Source organism: Chromohalobacter sp. 11-W (assembly GCF_029889905.1).
In the GTDB taxonomy this organism is placed as follows: domain Bacteria; phylum Pseudomonadota; class Gammaproteobacteria; order Pseudomonadales; family Halomonadaceae; genus Chromohalobacter.
Window position 1 is genome coordinate 164,181 of the sequence record NZ_JARANZ010000003.1, and the last position, 18,758, is coordinate 182,938.

Consider the following 18,758-nt stretch of genomic DNA (forward strand, 5'->3'; position numbering starts at 1 on the left):
GACAAGCAACTTTACGCTCATAAGAACAATCGCTTAGCTCACAGACACATTGGGAGAACCACCATGACTAACACAACAAAACGCAACAGCTTTATACAGATTAGTGGTGCCATAGCGGTAGCCTGTGCATTGGGCTCCGTCACATTCGCAAGTACCGCCCAAGCCCAAGAATCCTCATGGTCCCCATCGCAGCATGTATCGATGGTGGTGCCTTTCAAACCCGGTGGCGGTAGCGACACATTCGGTCGCGCAGCGACGTCAGGCATCAAGGAGGTCAGAAGCGATGTTGAGATCTCCGTCAACAATATTGTGGGTGGATCGGGGGCTATCGGTTATTCAACGCTCCTACAACGAAATGGCAACCCCAACTATCTCCTCGCTTCAGAGACAGGGGCAGCTATCATTCTCCCCCTCATGAACGATGTCCCATACAGTTGGGATAAGCTAACGCCAATTGCTGAAGCTGCCGAGGATCATACGATGATCATCGTCGCCGATGATTCTCCGTATAAATCCATTAGCGACCTAGTGGATGCGGCGAAGCAAGGCCAAGTGAACATCGCCATCTCCGGCAAAGGCAGCCCAGCATCACTAGCCTTCCAACTGATCGAGCAGAACAAAGACGTATCGTTCAACCGTGTCGTCTTCGAATCAGGGTCGGCAAACAACGCAGCCCTGCTCGGCGGGGATGTCGCCGCCGCCGGCGCCAACCCCGGGGAGGCTATTGAGCTTATCAAGGCCGATAAGGTCCGCGCTCTAACCATTTTCAAGGACGAGCGGTTCGGGCAGGGGCCCTTGGCCGAAGTGCCGACAATCGCCGAAGCGGGAATCGATGTCGATGTTACACCTACCCTACAGTTCCGTGGAATACTCGCTTCACCCGGCCTCAGCGAGGCACAAAAAACATATTGGGAGAATGCAATCAAGGCGTGGTCTAAAACCGAAGGTTACAAGACCTATATTGATAATAACTACCTGACACCTAAGGTTCGTACCGGTGATGAGTTCGCCGATTTCCTTGCAAAGCAGCATGACACTATTGCCCCGCTCCTCAATGGAACGGACTGAGAGGTAATGACCATGAAACCGAGAGGAGACTACGTGGGAGCGTTGACCCTCGTCGCAGTAGGGGCGGCGTTTTCCATCCTCTCGCTCGATTACGGCATCTTGGGGGAAGGAGCTCGGATTAGTCCGGGCTTCGTCCCCTTTGTAGTCGGCCTACTATTGGTCGTCTTCGGCGCCATAATCGGCTGGGAGACTTGGCGATCCCGCATTCACGCTACGATAGGGCCATCCGAAAATGACACCGAATCCAAGTCAGAAACTGGCAAAGGAGCACACTACAATACTACAAAATCCGTTGCCTTGGTCTTTGGGTTATTGCTTATAGCAGTCATCTTGGCGCCTATCCTCGGGTTCCTTATCACCTTTTCCATTCTTGTCTTCGTGATCTTGGCCGGTGTAGAGCGTGAACGCATCGGGTTCAGTTTCGCCATCAGCCTAGGTATAGGTCTGCTTGCTTGGCTGATCTTTTACCAATTCATGGGGATCCGTTTACCCCTCGGCATCAGTGCCCCGCTGCTTGGAGGCTGAATAATGGATTTCTTTTCACACCTCATAACGGGATTTGGCACCGCCCTATCCCCAATGAATTTGCTCTACTGCTTCATCGGGGTCTTACTTGGTACGGTTATCGGCTTGCTCCCCGGGCTGGGCTCGGCAACCGGCGTCGCATTACTGTTACCTCTAACACTCACCCTGAGCCCGATCACAGCTCTAATCATGCTCGCTGGCATTTACTACGGTGCGCAGTATGGTGCTACGATCACTTCGGTATTAATTGCAACACCAGGCGACTCAGCCAGCGTCGTTACTGCCATCGACGGCTACCCTATGGCTCGACAAGGCAGGGCTGGGCCAGCGTTGGCCATAGGCGCTGTCTCGAGCTTCGTGTCGGGGATTATCAGCCTGATCCTACTCATGGCGTTAGCGCCGGTCTTCGCATCTCTAGCGCTTCATTTCGGCCCCCCCGAGATCTGTGCACTAATCGTCCTTGGCTTTACAAGTATCGTTGGCTTCAGTGGCACGTCGAGAGTTAAGGGGTTAGCCATGGCAACCTTAGGCGTGGCAATCACCACTGTTGGTCTCGACCCTCAAAGTGGCAGCACGCGCTTCACCTTCGGTTTCATCAATCTTTTCGGGGGAATCGGCTTCTTGCCGGTGGTGATTGGCCTGTTCGCGGTTGCCGAAGTTCTGCACCAAGTCCGTAGCGGCAAAGTCGAGCCAATACGCACACGGTTTCGAGATATGATCCTGAAGCGGGAGGACTGGCGGAGGTGTCGAACTACAATATTCAGCAGTGGGTTACTTGGCTTTTTCATCGGAGTGCTACCGGGGGCCGGGGCCACGCTCGCATCTTTCCTAGGTTACGATCTGGCACGCCACTTCTCTAAGCACAAAAGCGAATTCGGCAAGGGCGCCATAGAAGGGGTGGCCGCACCGGAGGCCGCTAACAGTGCAGCGGTCAATGGCTCCTTCGTCCCAACCCTTACCTTGGGCATCCCCGGCTCGGGTACCACGGCAGTGCTTCTTGGCGCCTTTATTGTTTTCGGTATACAGCCTGGCCCCTTGCTTTTTACCAATGAGCCTGATTTGGTCTGGGGATTGATGGCCTCATTTTTTATTGGCAGCGTAATACTGTTGCTGTTGAATTTGCCTTTAGTACCCCTGTTTGCCTCGATCCTACGGTTCCGCTATGAGCTGATCTACCCTTGCATTTTGTTCCTTTCCTTCATCGGTGCTTACGCCATCGAAAATCGCATGTGGGGGGTCTGGATCGCGCTGGCTTTCGGGATAATCGGTTATTTCATGAAACGCTATGACTATCCCACGGCGCCTTTGGTACTCGGCATTGTCCTTGGCGGAATGTTCGAGAAGACACTAATCCAGACTTCTTCTATGGGAGGCGGCGACCTGACGATCTTCCTTAATCGCCCAATCGCCATGGTGCTTTTCGTTTTGGCCGCACTCATTCTTTACGGTCCGCGCTTGGCCAAGGTGTATAGCAAACTCCGGAGGATGAGCGCCAGAAAAGCCTAGCAGCTCCGTTTAAAACTCAAAAAGCAGGCCACACTAATCTTGAATACGGTGGCCTGCTCACACCAAAAACCAAGTCGAAAATATCACGACAAGCTTTTTGCCTCTGCCATTTCGGCCAAGTAAGACACCTCGACTTTATCACTAAGGTGACGGCGCAGAATTTGGCCCAGCGTTACGCCATCACGCCGACGGAGAGCAGTAATGATATCTTCGTGATCTTGTACCGCTTTAGCCCAGTATTCTTTGCTGAGCTCAGCGGAAAAGCGAACACGCCGCACTCTCTGATTCAGGTTTTTGTAAACATCAATCAGTACGTCATTCCGTGAAGCAACTACGATTGCTTCATGTATCTTCTGATTGGCCAATAGGTATTCGGCCATATTAGCATTCTTGTAGTAAGCCAGCATCTGATAGTGCAACGCTTCTACGCTAGCGAGCTCGGATTCGGAAATATGTGCGCAGGCTAGCTCACCGGATAGCCCCTCAAGGGCGCTCATAACTTCCAGCGTATGCTGTAAAGTATCGATGGTCAGTTTGGAGATACGCGCACCTCGGTTCGGTAGCAACTCCACGAACCCTTCCGAAGCCAATACTTTCAAAGCTTCTCGCAGGGGAGTACGCGAGACGCCAAACTGCTCACAAAGCTGTTTTTCAGGAACCCGGCTTCCCGGTGTCAACGTACCAGCGTCGATCATATCGCGAATACGTACGGCAACTTCCCCATGCAGAGTGTTCTGCTTGATCTTATCCATAGACCTATCCAATGTCCGAGTATACAGCATCGCACTACATGACAAGCAGGCGGCGATCCAGCTAGCTATATGGACACCTCAACTGCACCAGGCTAGCGTATAACGAATTTTATATTTTGAATTCAATCTTTACTGTATTCTATCAATCAAGCTTTGACCCTGCTATCCCATGGCTCTTTTTGCATCATCAATCAATAGCTAAATTGATTGATGATGCGTCGGCTGATCCGGTCCCATCAATATACGCCCGCCTCGTGCTTGGCGAGAATGCCCCGGGCACGGCTGATGACCGGCGCATCGACCATTTGGCCCGCGACGCTGAACGCGCCTGCCTCGCGGCTAGCGCCGTCGACTACTTGTCTGGCCCAGTCGACGTCGGCCTCGCTGGGCGAAAACGCTTGGTTGACCACGGGCAATTGCTGGGGGTGAATGCATAGCATGCCGGCGAAACCCATCTCTTTGGCGTGAACGGCCGTTCGCGCCACGGCATCCGTGTCGTCGATGGCCGGGTGCGGGCTTTCGAGCGGCGCGGCCAGGCTCGCAGCGCGCGAGTGGACCACCAGTTGGTAGCGTCCCTGGTCGAGCATTTGGCGCGCGCCTGGCGTCTCGGGCGTCAGCCCCAGCTCGGTGACCATATCCAGGGCCCCGAAGCTGAGTCGCTCGACACCTGCCATGCCCGCCAGGCTGGGCAACGCCAACAGGCCTTGCGCCGTTTCGATCTGCAGCCACAGCGGCTTGTCGCAGGCAGCGGCCTTTGCCAGTGCCTGGCGGGACTCGGCCTTGGGCACGAACAGGTGCGTGACGGCCGTCTGGCGCGCGCAGAGCGCTAAGTCGGATTCGTGGTGTGGGGAGCCGGGGGCATTGACGCGCACTACGAGCGAAGCCTGAGGATTATCCGCCAGGAATGCCTCGAGCGTGTCCCGGGCGTTGGCCTTGTCACTGTCGGCGACGGCGTCTTCCAGATCGACGATGACGGCATCCGCCGAACTGGCCAGGGCCTTGGCGATGCGGTCCGGCCGGGTGGCTGGCACGAACAGAAGAGAGCGCAGGGCATGCGGGTTCATAACAGGCTCCGTCGGATGACGCGGTTATCTTTTAGATGATGGCGCACTATCCCAGCAACGAACGGATGCCCGCCAGGGCGTCCTTGCCGCGCGCCTGTTTTTTCTCGGGGTCTTCCTTGTCGGCGCGGCCTTCCCATTCCAGGTCGTCCGGCGGAAGCTCCTCGAGGAAGCGGCTGGGGGTGCAATCGAGCAGCTCGCCATAAGTCTTGCGCTGACGGGCCAACGTCAGCGTCAGCGTGCGCCGCGCGCGGGTGATGCCGACATAGGCGAGGCGGCGTTCTTCTTCGATGGTGCCGGCTTCGATCGCGTTACGGTGCGGCAGCAGCTCTTCCTCCAGCCCCATCAGGTAGACATGCGGAAACTCCAGCCCCTTGGAGGCATGCATGGTGAGTAGTTGCACCCGGTCGGAGTCGTCTTCCTCGGCCTGTTGCTCGAGGATATCGCGTAGCACCAGGCGCGATATCGCCGACTGTACATCGTCGGTCTCCTCGGATGCCTCGCCGTCTTCATCGTCACGATGCATCGACTTCTCGAGCTGGTCGACCAGCGTCCACACATTGGCCATGCGACGCTCGGCGACGGTCGGGGCACTGGCGTTCTGGAACAGCCAGGCCTCGTAATCCATATCCCTCAGCATTTCGCGGATCGCCGCGATGGCGTCGCCTTGATCCATGCGCCGGCGCACACCGTCGATGAAGTGCGTGAAGCGCGACAGACGCTCCACGGCACGCGTGGGCAGCACCTGTTCGAGACCGATTTCGTGGCAGGCGGCGAACAAGGAGACATGCCGCTCGGTGGCGTAGTTGGCAAGTTTTTCCAGTGTCCCGGGGCCGACCTCGCGACGCGGCACGTTGACGATACGCAGGAAGGCGTTGTCGTCACCAGGATTGATCAGCAAGCGCAGGTAGGCCATGGCGTCCTTGATCTCGTTGCGCGAGAAGAACGACGTGCCGCCGGAAAGCTTGTAGGGAATCTGATAATGCTGGAGCTTGAGCTCCAATAACCGTGCCTGGAAGTTGCCGCGATACAGCACCGCGAAGTCACGCCACTCGGCGCGCTCCTTGATGCGCCGGGTGAGGATCTCGCTGGCCACACGCTCGGCCTCGGCCTCCTCGTGGCGATTGACGATGACACGAATGGCGTGACCCTGGCCCATCTCCGACCACAGGGTCTTTTCATAGACGTGGGGGTTGTGGCCGATCAGCGTATTCGCCGCGCGCAGGATGATCCCGGTGGAACGATAGTTCTGCTCCAGCTTGATCACGTTGAGGCGCGTGAAGTCCTCACCCAGCGTCACCAGATTCTCGGGCCGCGCCCCGCGCCAGGCGTAGATCGACTGATCGTCGTCGCCGACCACGGTAAAGGTGGCGCGCTCGGCCATCAGCAACTTGACCAGTTGATACTGGCTGACGTTGGTGTCCTGGTACTCGTCGACCAGCATGTAATGGATCTTGCGTTGCCAGCGGGCCAAGGCGTCGGGATTGTCGCGCAGCAGTACCACCGGCAGCAGGATCAGGTCGTCGAAGTCGACCGCGTTATAGGCCTTGAGATGCCGGCTATAGGCTTCATACACGCGCGCCGCGTACTGCGCGTCCTCATCCGCAGCATGGGAAATCGCCTGCCCCTGTAACACCAGGTCATTCTTCCATTGCGAGATCTGGCTCTGCACCGCGTTGATCTGCTCGGCGTCGGTATCCGCTTCCTTCTGCATCAGATCGCGCAGCAGCGCCTTGGCGTCCTCCGGGTCGAACAGCGAAAAGCCCGGCTTGTAGCCCAGCGTCTTCAATTCGCCACGAATGATATTGAGCCCCAGGGTGTGGAAGGTCGAGACCGTCAGGCCGTGGCCCTCGCGTCCCTGGAGCATCTGCCCTACGCGCTCCTTCATCTCGCGCGCCGCCTTGTTGGTAAAGGTCACCGCCGCGATCTTGCGGGCACTCATCCCGCATTCCTGCACCAGATAAGCGATCTTGGTGGTGATCACGCTGGTCTTGCCAGACCCGGCCCCCGCCAGCACCAGGCACGGGCCGTCGATATAACGCACCGCTTCCTGCTGACGCGGATTGAGGCCGGCAATGCGCTTTTGGATCGAGGTGGGAAGGCTCATGCGTGAACCGTTGCCGTCGCGTTGACGCCCGCCAAGGGGGCGGCCCCGGCGAACTCGAGCTGGCGCCAGGCTTCGAAGACCAGAATCGCGCAGGCGTTGGAGAGATTCAGGCTGCGGCTATCCGGCAGCATGGGGATGCGCAGGCGTTGCGCTTCCGGCAGCGCCTCCAGCATCGTCTGCGGGAGGCCGCGGGTTTCGGGGCCGAAGACCAGCGCATCACCTTCCTGATAGGCGACGTCGTGATACCCGGTGCGACCGCGCGTGGACACCGCCAGCACGCGCGCCGGCTGAACGCTGTCCACGAAGGCGTTCCAGTCAGCATGCACCTTGACCCGCGCCCACTCGTGGTAGTCGAGTCCGGCACGACGCAGACGTTTGTCGTCGAGCGCGAAGCCCAGCGGCTCGATGAGATGAAGACGAAAGCCGGTGTTGGCGCACAAACGGATGAGATTGCCCGTGTTGGGCGGAATTTCGGGCTCAAAGAGTACGATATCGAGCATGAGGATCACTCTGCCAATGGCGGCGATGTGCCTGCATGATACGCAATCGGCGCCCCGAATGGGACGCCGAAGTTACTTTCTACAGCGCCCCGTAACCGGCGCCAGCGCTCGTAGCTCGTAGCTCGTAGCTCGTAGCTCGTAGCTCGTAGCTCGTAGCTACAGATTGTACTTTGACCTTTCTTCTCGCTTAAGGCGTATGGTCTACCGCTACCGGCGCGAGTCGTTCTTAAAAGCCGACGCTGACGCCCAATACCGGGCCACTGTCGAGGGTGTGCTCACCGCTCTCGTCGAAGTCGGTGCGATAATAACGATAGCCGCCATAGAGATAAGTCTGCGAGACGACATTGACCCGTGCCTGGGCGCCGTACTCGTAGCTCTTCTCGATGTCGCCGTGGCTCAGACCGTCCGGCGTATAAAAACCGTAGCCGCCCACCGAGGTCAGCGGAATCGGCGTGTCGACGTAGGCCGAACCGCCGAGTCCGACGCCGCCACCGTCGCCGAAGTGCGTGTCCTGGTATTGATAGCGCGCGCCCACCGAAAGATCGACCAGCGGCAGATACGGCGAGAACATCAACGACCCCGAATAGGCGTCGGCGTCATGACCGCTATCGTCCGAGGTGAAGTAGCCGACACTGGCGCGCAGGGTCGGGAAGATGCTCTGGCTCGCCTCGATCCCCTGCGAGTCAGCGCCGGCGTTGGCGGAAACGCTGAGCGCCATGGCCTGCTGGCTGGCCAGCAGGAGGCCGGCGGAGGTGAGCGCGAAACCGAGTGACTTGATCATGGGATACTCCCGCAAAAGATGGTGAACACTGCCACCACTATGGCATAATCACATAAGTTTAGAAACGCCGTTTTCAAACCTTATCCGTCGAGCCGCACGCCGTAACGATCACGATACGCACGAATGGCCTCGGCATGAGGTTTGAGGTCGTTACCAGCATGGGTTTCGAGATAGGTCAGCACCTGGTCGAGCGTGACGATACTCACGACCGGCATGGCGTAGCGTGCTTCGACCTCCTGGATGGCGCTGCGGCGCTGAGCGCCCTCTTCGGCCTGGCCGCACTCCTGACGATCGAGGGCGATGACCACGCCCGCCGCCTGGGCATCGGCGGCATCGATCAGCTCCATGACCTCGCGGATCGCGGTACCCGCGGTGATGACGTCGTCGATGATCAGCACCCGTCCGGCAAGCGCGGCGCCGACGATGTTGCCGCCTTCGCCGTGGTCCTTGGCTTCCTTGCGGTTGAACGCGAACGGCAAGTCGCGGTCATGATGATCGGCCAGTGCCACGGCCGTGGTGGTGGCAAGCGGGATGCCCTTGTAAGCCGGGCCGAAGAGCACATCCGCTTCAAGGCCGCTATGCGCGATGGCCTGCGCATAGAAGCGGCCCAGACGCGCCAGGGCTCGGCCGCTCTTGAAGAGACCGGCGTTAAAGAAATAGGGGCTGACCCGCCCGGACTTGAGGGTGAATTCACCGAATTTGAGCACACCTTCGTCGATGGCGAATTCGATGAACTCCTGCTGATATGATTGCAGTTGCGCGGTCACGCCGGACTCCCTATCACCCTGATCGCTATTACACATTTACCTAAACGTCGAAAGCTCAGGTATCATACACGCGCGACGAAAAAGGGACCATGTATGAAAATCGCCAGCATCAATGTCAACGGAATCCGCGAAGCGGTCGGGAGGGGGTTTCTCGACTGGCTGGCCAACCAGGACGCCGACGTCATCTGCGTCCAGAACCTCAAGGCCAAAAGCTTCGAACTCGACGACAGCATTCTTTTCCCCGAGGGATACGAAGGCTATTTCCTGGATGCCGAGGAAGACGGCTTCTCGGGTGTAGGGCTCTATTGCCGCAAGATTCCCAAGGCCATCATGTACGGGCTGGGCTTTCCCCAGTGCGATAACGAAGCGCGCTTCCTGCAGGCCGATTACGATCGCTTCAGCATCGCCAGCTTCCTGATGCCCGACGGTAGCGACATGGAGGCCAAGCAGTCCTTCATGAATCAGTACCAGGAATATCTCAGCAAGATGGTCAAAAAGCGCCGCGAGTACATCATCTGCGGCACCTGGCACATCGCGCACAAGACCATCGATCTTGCCAACTGGGCCGATAACCAGACCACCCCCGGGTTTCGCCCCGAAGAGCGCGCGTGGATGGACCAGGTCTTCGGGCCGATGGGCTATATCGATACCTTCCGCGAGATCAATCGCGATGCCAGCCAGTACACCTGGTGGCCCAAGCTCGATCAGGACGTGCCTCGCATGCGTCAGGAAGGCTGGCGCCTCGACTATCAGATCGTGGGCCCCGAATTCCGCCGCCACGTGGTGGATGCCTGGATCGACCGCGACGCGACCTTCTCCGAATTCGCGCCGCTCATCGTCGAGTACGATCTCGACCTGTAACGTCGCCGGTCCCGCGCAAACGACGACGCCGGCCCCAGGCCGGCGTCGTGCGTTCTTGGCGTATGCTATCGTCCGCAATCAGTCGCGAAAGCCCAGCGCCTCGCGCTGATGGGCGAACAGCTGACTTCCGGCGCCTTCGGCCAGATCGAGCATCGCGTTGAGCTCCTGGCGGGTGAACGTCGCCGTCTCGGCGGTGCCCTGCACCTCGATCAAGCCGCCATCCTCGGCCATGACCACGTTCATGTCGGTGCCTGCCGTGCTGTCCTCGGGATAGTCGAGATCCACCACCGGCTGGCCCTTGAAGATGCCCACCGAGACCGAGCTCACCAACTGCTTGAAGGGATCCTTCTTGATCAGCTTCTCGCGCTGCAGGTGATGGATCGCGTCCACCAGCGCCACGCAGCCGCCGGTAATTGATGCCGTGCGTGTGCCGCCATCGGCTTGGATCACGTCGCAATCCACAGTGATCGTGAATTCGCCGAGTTTCTTGAGATCCACCACGGTGCGCAACGAACGGCCGATCAAACGCTGAATTTCCAGCGTGCGACCGCCTTGCTTGCCCCGCGTGGCCTCGCGTCCGCCACGGGTGTGGGTTGCGCGCGGCAGCATACCGTATTCCGCCGTGACCCACCCCTGATGCTTACCGCGCAGCCAACGCGGTACGCCAGCTTCGACGCTGGCATTGCACAGCACCTTGGTATCACCGAAGCTCACCAATACGGAACCTTCCGCATGGCGCGTATAGCCCCGCTCGAGCGTAATTTCACGGGGTTGATCGGGCTGTCGTCCACTCGGGCGCATACCACCTCTCTGCATCGTCGATCGAAAAAACCAAGTTCAAAACAATCACGTCGCGGCCACGCCGCAGCAATCCGCGCATTCTACACTCAAGCGAGCCTCAAGCGAGCCTCAAGCGGACCGTGAATCGGTTAGACTGCAAGATTAAAGAATGGCTTCGCAGCGCAGGAGAATCGCATGGCTTACAGCATGACCGCCTTCACCCGGCAGACACAGGACGCCGACTGGGGCAGCTTGCAGCTCGAGTTGCGCTCGGTGAATCAGCGCTACCTGGAACCGCATTTCCGCCTGCCGGACAACCTGCGCGATCTCGAGCCGCATTATCGCGATGCGTTGCGCAAGCGCCTCTCACGCGGCAAGGTCGAATGCACGCTGCGCTTCGAACCAGCTCACGGCAACACCACGCTCCGCGTCAACGAGACACGCCTGGCCACCCTGGCCCAGGCACTGGGCACAGTGCGCGCACAGGTCCCAGAAGCCGCCATGCCCAATGCGCTGGCGCTGCTCGATCACCCCGGCGTGCTCGAAAGCGACGGACTCGACCTCGAACGTGTCCAGCACGCCGCGCACGCACTTTTCGATGCCGCCCTGGACGACTTGATCGCCGGCCGCGCTCGCGAAGGGGAACGCCTCGCGCAGTTGATCCGCGACCGCCTCGAAGGCATTCGCTCTGTGGTCGCCGAGGTCCGCGCCCACCTGCCCGAGATTCTGGAACGCCAGCGTCAGCAACTGATCGAGCGCCTGACCGCCTTCAAGGCCGAGCTCGACCCCCAACGCATCGAGACCGAAATCGCCCTGCTCGCCCAGAAGGCCGATGTCGCCGAAGAACTCGACCGCCTCGAGACCCACGTGACCGAGGTCGAACGTCAGCTCACGCAAAAAGGTCCCGTCGGCCGCCGCCTCGACTTCCTGATGCAAGAACTCAACCGCGAAGCCAACACCCTCTCCTCGAAATCCGTCGTCGCCGACACCACCCGCTGCGCGGTGGAACTGAAGGTGTTGATCGAACAAATGAGAGAACAGATCCAGAATTTGGAGTGAAGTCCACGCGATCGAACGCGGGCCGGGGACACCCTTCCAACGGTTGGGCCTGCCGCCCCGCTCTTGATACGACGCACAACAATTACATGATGGAGACGCTTCATGTCCTTTGGTCTATTTTCCCTGTTCCCTCCGTTGCTCGCGATCATACTGGCGCTGGTGACCCGCAACGTGATTCCCGCGTTATTCTGTGGGGTCTGGCTGGGGGCGACGATGCTCAGTGGTGGCAATCCGGCAACCGGGCTCTACGATAGCTTCGCGGATTTCATCATCCCAAGCGTGGGCGATGAGTGGAGCGCCACTGTCCTTATCTACTGCGGCCTGTTCGGGGTGCTGATCACCGTGCTGCAGCGAACCGGCGGCGCCCATGCCATCGCCCGCGCCATTTCCTCGAAGGTGGCCTCGCCGCGCGGAGCCCAAGGCGCCACCCTGGGTTTCGGGGTACTGATCTTCTTCGAGGACTATTTCAACGCATTGACGGTGGGGAGTGTCATGCGGCCGATCACCGACCGCATGCGTGTCTCGCGAGAAAAACTCGCCTACATCGTCGATTCGACCTCGGCGCCAATGTGCCTGCTGGGGCCCGTATCCACCTGGGTGGTGTTCGTCATGGGGCTGATCGGCACCCAGCTTGGCGAGATGGGCATGACGGGCTCTGAGTATCTGATATACCTGTCGTCGATCCCGCTCAATTTCTATGCTTGGCTGGCGCTGCTGTTGATTCTGGTGATCGTCGTTACCCAATCGGATTTCGGCCCCATGGCCAAGGCCGAGCAGCGCGCACGGGTGAGTGGCAAGCTGTTGGCGGATGGCGCCCAACCGCCTTCCGATCGCGAAGCGACCGAGATGCTGGGCGTTGCCGAAGAGAGCTCACGCAAGCGCAACATGCTCGTGCCGATCCTGGTGCTGGTGGGGATGATTCCGCCCCTGTTCCTGTGGACCGGCAACTTCCCCGAGAACGACCTGATCACGGCGATGGGAGAAGCCGAGGGCGGCCTGTCAATCCTGATCGCGACCTTCCTGGCGGTCAGCGTAGCGCTGGGCATGGGACTGCAACAGCGGCTGTTCGATTTTCGCGAAGCGATGGATCTGGTGGTCACCGGCATCAAGAGCATGACGCTGGTTTACATCATTCTCACCCTGGCCTGGTCGATCGGTAGCGTGACCTCACAGCTGGGCACTGCAGATTACCTGGTCACGCTGGCACAGGCCGGCATCGCGCCGAGCCTGATTCCCGTATTGCTGTTCTTGATCGCTTCGCTCGTCGCGTTCACCACCGGCACCTCTTATGGCACCTTCGCGATCATGATTCCCATCGCCATGCCGGTGGCTGCTGCAATGGACATGTCGTTATCGTTGGCCATTGCCGCTGTGCTCAGCGGCGGTATCTTCGGCGATCATTGCTCGCCGATTTCGGATACCACCATCCTCTCCTCGGCCGGCTCTTCGTGTGACCACATCGACCACGTACGGACCCAATTACCCTATGCAATGAGCGCAGGAACATCCGGCATCATCGCCTTCTTCGTCGCCGGGCTGACGGACTCAGCCTGGATAGGGGGACTCAGCGGGGTGGCCGCACTGTTTACGGTGGTGCTTGTATTGCGTTGGGCATGGGGCCCGAAAGCATCTGCACAGTACGACTCAGCTAGCTGACAATGACCCGGCAGGCGGGGGCCTTCTCCCCCGCCTCGCATATCATTGAACTCTGAAACGCCGGTACGGATCCGTATCAGCGTTTCCTGCCTCTTATGGTCGGCAACCTCCACATGGGGCGCAGCACAGCCCGCTGCCGGAGCAGCGCTTGCCGGCATTCGCAATCTGATCGCCGAGGAGCTCGACCATCTCGATCTCCACATGGCCGAGGTCGAGCGTCAGCTCAAGCAAAAAGGTCCCATCGGCCGTCGCCCCCGACTTCCTGATGCAAGAACTCAATCGCGAAGCCAACCCCCTCACCTCAAATCCCATCGTCGCCGACGTCACCCACTGGGTGGTCGAGCTGAAGGTGTTAATTGAGCAGATGCGGCATACCGAGTGATTGACCGAATATAAGTTGACTTTGAAAGCCAGCTTAACCACAATTTGTGGCAAATGGACTGGGAGTGCCCGGTCGGCGTCTAAACCTCGGTGAGCTTCATCGGGGTTTTTCGCTATCTGGATGGCGCAAAACATTACGGCAAATGCTTTAACCCCCACTGATCGTAGCCATCCCCTACCGCCTGTCGCCCGCCCTCACAATAAAACTTGCGCTTGAGCACATCGAACGCCTGATTGGGCTGCGCCGGGTTGAGCACATGCCGCCCGATAGGTCGTGCTACCAGATCTGCCAGCTGTAGCCCTGCCGAATTGCTAGCTTTCGCGGCCATTCGAATGCTGAACGGCAGGTCACGCTGATACTTGTTGTCGCCATCGCAAATACGGCGAAACTCCAGCTCAAGTTCATCATCTTCCTTCGCACCCCGCTTCTCGACGATGACATGCGTGACGAGTTCCTCCTGAGCTTTCTCTTTGACGAAATCAAATAGTGTCTCTAAACAATGTCGAAGTGCCAGGTGATATGGGTTATCTAGTTCATCACGACTGCTCAGTCGATGCTTCTCTATCACGCAGGAGGCAAGGATAAAGTTGCTGTCGTCGATCAGCGTACTCAGCCGTCCCATGAACGCCTGCTTGTCGGCTCTATCCTTGAACAGCCTAAAGTCGCCCTTTTCCTTACGAATTTCATGTTCATGCAGGATCACGAGGTCATGGCCGAAGTAATCGAATTTTAACTTTTGTAGCGACGGTACGACTCTCGTCAAGTAATGCCCCTTATAGAAAATACAGAAGGCGAGTACGAAAACAGGGTAATTGGGGTCGATATTAACAAGACCATGATCGCCGCTTTCGTCGACATATACCACGAAGTCACTGAACCCACGCTCATTGCCGATAGCAGGGGTTACTACCCCATCGGATATTTTCATCATCATATCCCCTCGACATCCATACCGTGTTCGGCCAGCCACTGTTTACGGTTCTCGTAATCCGGCATGGCGCGCTCAAGACGCAACCAGAACGTCTCCGAGTGATTGGGTTCATGCAGATGCACCAGCTCATGCACCACTACGTATTCGGCGATACGGGCAGGGAGCAGCATGGTTTTCCAGTGAAAGTAGAGCATGTCCCCCTTGCCGCAGGAGCCCCAGCGATAGCCAAGATCCTGCACTTTGATACCGGCGGGCTCGACCTCCAGCCGCGCGGCAAACATCCGTACACGCTGCCAGAGCCACTGTTTACCACGCTCGCTGTACCAGCGGATGAAATGATGCCGGGCATCCGGCCGCGCGTCCCGGCGTAAATGAAAGCGCCCATGATGCCACTGGAGCGCGGCCTCCTGCTCATCGACCAGATTCAACCGATGATGACGTCCGAGATACAGAAAACCTTCGCCCTGAACGTAGCGCTTCTGACGAATCTGCTTCTGCATCAGCGCCTTTTCGGCTAGTTTCTGGTAAACCCACGCCTGCTTGCGACGCACGAAGGCTTCCAGCGTCGGCATCCCGACTCCCGGTGGCGTGCTCAACACCAGCGACTGGTCGCGTTCGACGGTCAGTCGTAGCGTCCTGCGCCGCGTGCTTTCGCGCACGATGATGCTCAAGTCGTCCACCTTGAGCGTCATGGCTGTTGCTCCAGCTTGTAACTGTTCGCCCTGGCGAGATCGCGCAGCTTATCCACCAGTGGCTCAATCTGATCGGTTTCCAGCAGGTCACTATCGACGATGCGCTCAAACAACGCCTGTTCCAGTTCTTCCTGCATCGGCCGGCGATGGGGCTCCCAGAAACTCGGCGTTTTCACTTCATGGCTGATGTGCTCGACAAGATGCTCGGTAAGCGCAATCAGGTCCGACTGTGTTGTCAGATCCGGCTGAGACTTGCCACATTTTGCCTCGCGCAGCATGCGGTAAAAGGGCAGGTAGCTCTCGGGCACATCGGGCAGCCCCTCCTCGTGATGGGTGCTGCCGCTTTTGACCTCATCGATGATCGACTGCAGCGCTTCGATCATCGCATCCCACTGCCCTGCGAGACCGTCCAGAATCTCCTTCAGCCGCTCGCTAAGCCCGGCGTAATAGACCGGGTCTTCATCCAGCTTTTCGCTGACGTGGCTGCGAATGGCATGCTCCATTTCCGAGGCTACGGCTTTCTTCGCTTTCTCGGCATCCTCAGCGTCGTCGACGCCGTAATGGGCCACCTGCTCGCGCACCTGATCAAGTTGCTGATTGAACTGAGTGTCCGTCAACGTGACCGGGGCAATTTTGGGATCAATGCCCAGCGAGATCACGTGATCGTCGATCAAACGACGCACCTTGGCGCCGACATCTTTGCCCAGCACGGTGCTGTCGCGGTAGCGACGGCGGGCCTGGGCGTAGATCATCGCCAGTGCCTTGGCATCGGCGGTAAAAGGCAGCGCCTCTGGGCGTGGCAGCACCGTATCAAGGCTTTGCATGAAGGCCTTCACCTTGACGCCGAACTCCTGGCGCATCCGCTCGCTGTCCAGCGCCTGGACGCAAGCCTCTATATCGTTCAGGTCCTCGATACCACGCGAACGCAGCACGTCCACCGCTCGCAGATGGCGATCGCGTAGCGCCGGAATCTCGTCCTTCAAGCTGCGCAGGGCGCCGTCGACATCCTCGTCGCTGTAGGCCGCCAGCGCCGCCTTGAGGTGATTGGCAACGCCGAAATAATCCACCACGATGCCCACCGACTTGCCAAAGCCGGTACGGTTGACGCGAGCGATGGTCTGCAGAAGCTCAGCCTCGCGGATCGAGCGGTCGAGATACATCGCCCCCTCGATGGGCGCATCGAAGCCGGTCAGCAGCATCGATTTGACGATCAAAAACGCCAGCGGGTCAGTATTTGCCGTCTGGCCGTCCTTCGGCAGCAAGGGTTTCTTGAAGCGCGCGATGGCCTCGTCCTGACGGGCGCGATCGGTGTGCTCCTGCCACTCGCTGCCGTCGTTATTGCTACCAGAGACGATCGTCGCGAACTCCAGCCGCGCCAGAAGCTCACGATAGCGCCACGTCTGTACTCGCGCCTGTACCCTGGGCGACTTTCTCGAGAGCGCCTCATCGTCCAGCGCCTTCATCTCTGGGCTGAGCTGGTGGGCATCGTCAAGCAGTTCATTACGGGAATGCTCGAATGCTGCCTTGTAGCGCACCGCCGCCAAGCGGCTGTAGCCCACCACCTGCGCTTTGAAACCATTGGGCAGAATGTGGGTAACGTAATGGCGCAGCATGTCCCGCGCCTTCTCTTCGATGAGCTGTGTCGCTTCCAGCACATTGCCTTTGGTGGCGTACTTGCGTTTGATCGCCTCCAGCTCGTCGTCGCTGCGCTCGGCAAAGAAATCCTCGAACAGCTCGTCGAGGCTGCTGCCATCCTTCACCGCGCCCTGAGCCGTCCGCCCTTCGTAAAGCACCGGCACGGTGGCGCCATCCGCTTCGGATTCACGGATGGTGTACTTGTCGATGAATTCGCCGAAGATCTCGTGGGTGCGCTTCTTCTCGCCCATGATGATCGGCGTGCCGGTAAAGCCGATGCGCGCGCAGTTGGGCAAGCCCGCCTGCAGGTTGGCGTGCAGGTCGCCCGCTTGGGTGCGGTGAGCTTCATCCACCATCACCAGAATGTCTTGGCTGGTGTTGAGCTGCTCGAAGTCGCTGGCATTGGCCTTGCCCTCGGCGTCGCGGTATTTCTGAATCATCGCGAACACCAGCCCCGGCCCTTCCTGCCGCAGGATCTTCTTGAGCGAGGTAGCGTTATTGGCCACATGCACCAGATCGCCGCTCAGAGTGGCCGTAGCGGCGAGCTGCTTTTGCAGATCGGTACGGTCGGTGACGATGACGATCTTGAAGCGGCGCAGCGTCGGGTCGGTGCGCATGCGGCGCACCAGAAACATCATGGTCAGCGACTTGCCCGAGCCCTGGGTGTGCCAGATGATACCGCCGCGACGGTCGTGCTCACCGTCCTCGATTCGCGTCTTACCATGCTTGAGCCGGTCAATGGCCTTCACCACCCCGCGATACTGCTGGTAGCGGCACACCCGCTTGAGGGTCTGCCCGCCACTGGTCATGAACAGCGTAAAATGGCGCACGATATCCAACAGATTGGCAGGCGCAAGTATGCCCGTTACGGTGCGCTGCTGGGCCGAAAGCGTGGAGACACCAAGCGACTCGGCCATGTCCGTCTCGCGCTGGTGCGGGTTCTCCGCACTCGCCACCGTTTTCCAAGGCAGATAATGGCTGGCGCCGGCGCCGATGGTGCCCACCCGGCAGTCGTCGAAGCAGGTGGCGATCAAGAGCTGATTGGTATTGAACAGCGCCGGCGCGCCTTCGTGGTCGCCTGCCTCACCGCTGGCGAAGCGCTGGTCGCTGTAGCGGCGCAGTTGATCAATGGCCTCCGCCATCGGCTCGGCCAGATTCGGACTCTTGCACTCGATCACCACCAGCGGAATGCCATTCACCAGCAGCACCAAGTCGGGGACGATATGCTGCTTGGCGGTGTCATGCCCCGGAGGGCACTTCACCTTGTACTGGTTGATGACCGTAAACTGATTGTTGGCCGGCACGTCCCAATCGATATAGCGGATCGAGCGCGAACGGCCGCCGTCCCAGTCCGGCAGCCCATCGACCACGATGCCTTCGGTGAGCAACTCGGTGGCAATACGGTTGGCCTCGATCAGCCCCGGCGCGGCAATGCGCGTCAGCGCCGACACCGCCGTGCTGATTCGCTCATCGTCCAGCCACTCGGCGCGGCTGCCGTCCGACAGCGCGCGGGTGTTGATCGCCCGAAGCCGCTCACGCAGCACCTCGCGCTGCACCACCTCGGCAAAACTCTCGCGCCCGGTGGCGGCCGGGTTATCCAGGCTACCCTTGATATAGGTCCAGCCCATCGCTTCGAGCTGCACAATCAACGGCTGTTCGCTCAGTTGCCACTCCGGCCCCATCCGGCCACTCCTT

The 18,758-nt window shown here is 59.2% G+C and carries 16 protein-coding genes and 1 pseudogene; 7 read left to right on the plus strand and 10 right to left on the minus strand.

Annotation, left to right across the window (positions count from 1 at the left end; all coding sequences use genetic code 11):
- Positions 1-63 precede the first annotated feature (63 nt).
- Genes OP494_RS05800 through OP494_RS05810 form a run of 3 tightly spaced genes read left to right on the plus strand, consistent with a single transcriptional unit; the run spans position 64 to position 3,099 of the window.
- Positions 64-1,068, plus strand: coding sequence for a tripartite tricarboxylate transporter substrate binding protein (locus OP494_RS05800; protein WP_280539770.1), 1,005 nt, complete (start codon positions 64-66; stop codon positions 1,066-1,068).
- 33 nt (positions 1,069-1,101) lie between these two features.
- Positions 1,102-1,593, plus strand: coding sequence for a tripartite tricarboxylate transporter TctB family protein (locus OP494_RS05805; protein WP_280539771.1), 492 nt, complete (start codon positions 1,102-1,104; stop codon positions 1,591-1,593).
- Between the two features lie 3 nt (positions 1,594-1,596).
- Entirely contained in the window at positions 1,597-3,099 is a 1,503-nt protein-coding gene (locus tag OP494_RS05810; protein WP_280539772.1) for a tripartite tricarboxylate transporter permease, read from the plus strand.
- Positions 3,100-3,182: 83 nt separating this feature from the next.
- Here OP494_RS05810 and OP494_RS05815 read toward each other — a convergent pair whose 3' ends face one another.
- From OP494_RS05815 to pyrE, 6 genes are all read right to left on the minus strand, one after another.
- The gene (locus tag OP494_RS05815; protein ID WP_280539773.1) at positions 3,183-3,851 is read right to left on the minus strand and encodes a GntR family transcriptional regulator; all 669 of its coding nucleotides are present in this window, start codon (positions 3,849-3,851) and stop codon (positions 3,183-3,185) included.
- A gap of 236 nt (positions 3,852-4,087) precedes the next feature.
- On the minus strand, positions 4,088-4,915 hold the full coding sequence (locus OP494_RS05820) for a CoA ester lyase (RefSeq protein ID WP_280539774.1): 828 nt from the start codon (positions 4,913-4,915) through the stop codon (positions 4,088-4,090).
- 46 nt (positions 4,916-4,961) lie between these two features.
- Positions 4,962-7,019: a DNA helicase Rep gene (gene rep / locus OP494_RS05825; RefSeq protein WP_280539775.1), complete on the minus strand. Its 2,058-nt coding sequence runs from the start codon at positions 7,017-7,019 to the stop codon at positions 4,962-4,964.
- Entirely contained in the window at positions 7,016-7,519 is a 504-nt protein-coding gene (trmL, locus tag OP494_RS05830; RefSeq protein WP_280539776.1) for a tRNA (uridine(34)/cytosine(34)/5-carboxymethylaminomethyluridine(34)-2'-O)-methyltransferase TrmL, read from the minus strand. Before trmL ends, rep begins: the two co-directional genes overlap by 4 nt.
- 226 nt (positions 7,520-7,745) lie before the next feature.
- Positions 7,746-8,300, minus strand: a complete 555-nt coding sequence (locus tag OP494_RS05835; RefSeq protein ID WP_280539777.1) for a YfaZ family outer membrane protein — start codon at positions 8,298-8,300, stop codon at positions 7,746-7,748.
- A gap of 80 nt (positions 8,301-8,380) precedes the next feature.
- Positions 8,381-9,067, minus strand: coding sequence for an orotate phosphoribosyltransferase (pyrE, locus tag OP494_RS05840; RefSeq protein WP_280539778.1), 687 nt, complete (start codon positions 9,065-9,067; stop codon positions 8,381-8,383).
- 93 nt (positions 9,068-9,160) lie between these two features.
- Here pyrE and OP494_RS05845 point away from each other — a divergent pair, with 93 nt between their 5' ends.
- The gene (locus OP494_RS05845) at positions 9,161-9,928 is read left to right on the plus strand and encodes an exodeoxyribonuclease III (RefSeq protein WP_247640004.1); all 768 of its coding nucleotides are present in this window, start codon (positions 9,161-9,163) and stop codon (positions 9,926-9,928) included.
- A 78-nt stretch (positions 9,929-10,006) separates the two neighbouring features.
- On the opposite strand, the gene rph is transcribed toward OP494_RS05845, so the two are convergent.
- Complete coding sequence (rph, locus tag OP494_RS05850) at positions 10,007-10,729, minus strand: ribonuclease PH (RefSeq protein ID WP_246972158.1); 723 nt, start codon at positions 10,727-10,729, stop codon at positions 10,007-10,009.
- A 174-nt stretch (positions 10,730-10,903) separates the two neighbouring features.
- Between rph and OP494_RS05855 the strand changes: the two genes are divergently transcribed.
- From OP494_RS05855 to OP494_RS05865, 3 genes and pseudogenes are all read left to right on the plus strand, one after another.
- On the plus strand, positions 10,904-11,767 hold the full coding sequence (locus tag OP494_RS05855) for a YicC/YloC family endoribonuclease (RefSeq protein WP_280539779.1): 864 nt from the start codon (positions 10,904-10,906) through the stop codon (positions 11,765-11,767).
- Between the two features lie 102 nt (positions 11,768-11,869).
- Complete coding sequence (locus OP494_RS05860; protein ID WP_280539780.1) at positions 11,870-13,423, plus strand: Na+/H+ antiporter NhaC family protein; 1,554 nt, start codon at positions 11,870-11,872, stop codon at positions 13,421-13,423.
- Between the two features lie 168 nt (positions 13,424-13,591).
- Positions 13,592-13,805 (plus strand): annotated as a pseudogene (locus OP494_RS05865) (DUF1732 domain-containing protein); the annotation flags it as partial.
- 133 nt (positions 13,806-13,938) lie between these two features.
- On the opposite strand, the gene OP494_RS05870 reads toward OP494_RS05865, so the two are convergent.
- From OP494_RS05870 to OP494_RS05880, 3 genes are read right to left on the minus strand one after another with little or no spacing between them, the layout of a single operon-like run.
- The gene (locus OP494_RS05870) at positions 13,939-14,733 is read right to left on the minus strand and encodes a DUF3800 domain-containing protein (protein WP_280539781.1); all 795 of its coding nucleotides are present in this window, start codon (positions 14,731-14,733) and stop codon (positions 13,939-13,941) included.
- A 2-nt stretch (positions 14,734-14,735) separates the two neighbouring features.
- On the minus strand, positions 14,736-15,428 hold the full coding sequence (locus OP494_RS05875) for a SprT family zinc-dependent metalloprotease (protein ID WP_280539782.1): 693 nt from the start codon (positions 15,426-15,428) through the stop codon (positions 14,736-14,738).
- A complete protein-coding gene (locus OP494_RS05880) occupies positions 15,425-18,745 on the minus strand; it encodes a type I restriction endonuclease subunit R (RefSeq protein ID WP_280539783.1) in 3,321 nt (1,106 codons plus the stop codon). Before OP494_RS05880 ends, OP494_RS05875 begins: the two co-directional genes overlap by 4 nt.
- Between the last annotated feature and the right edge of the window lie 13 nt (positions 18,746-18,758).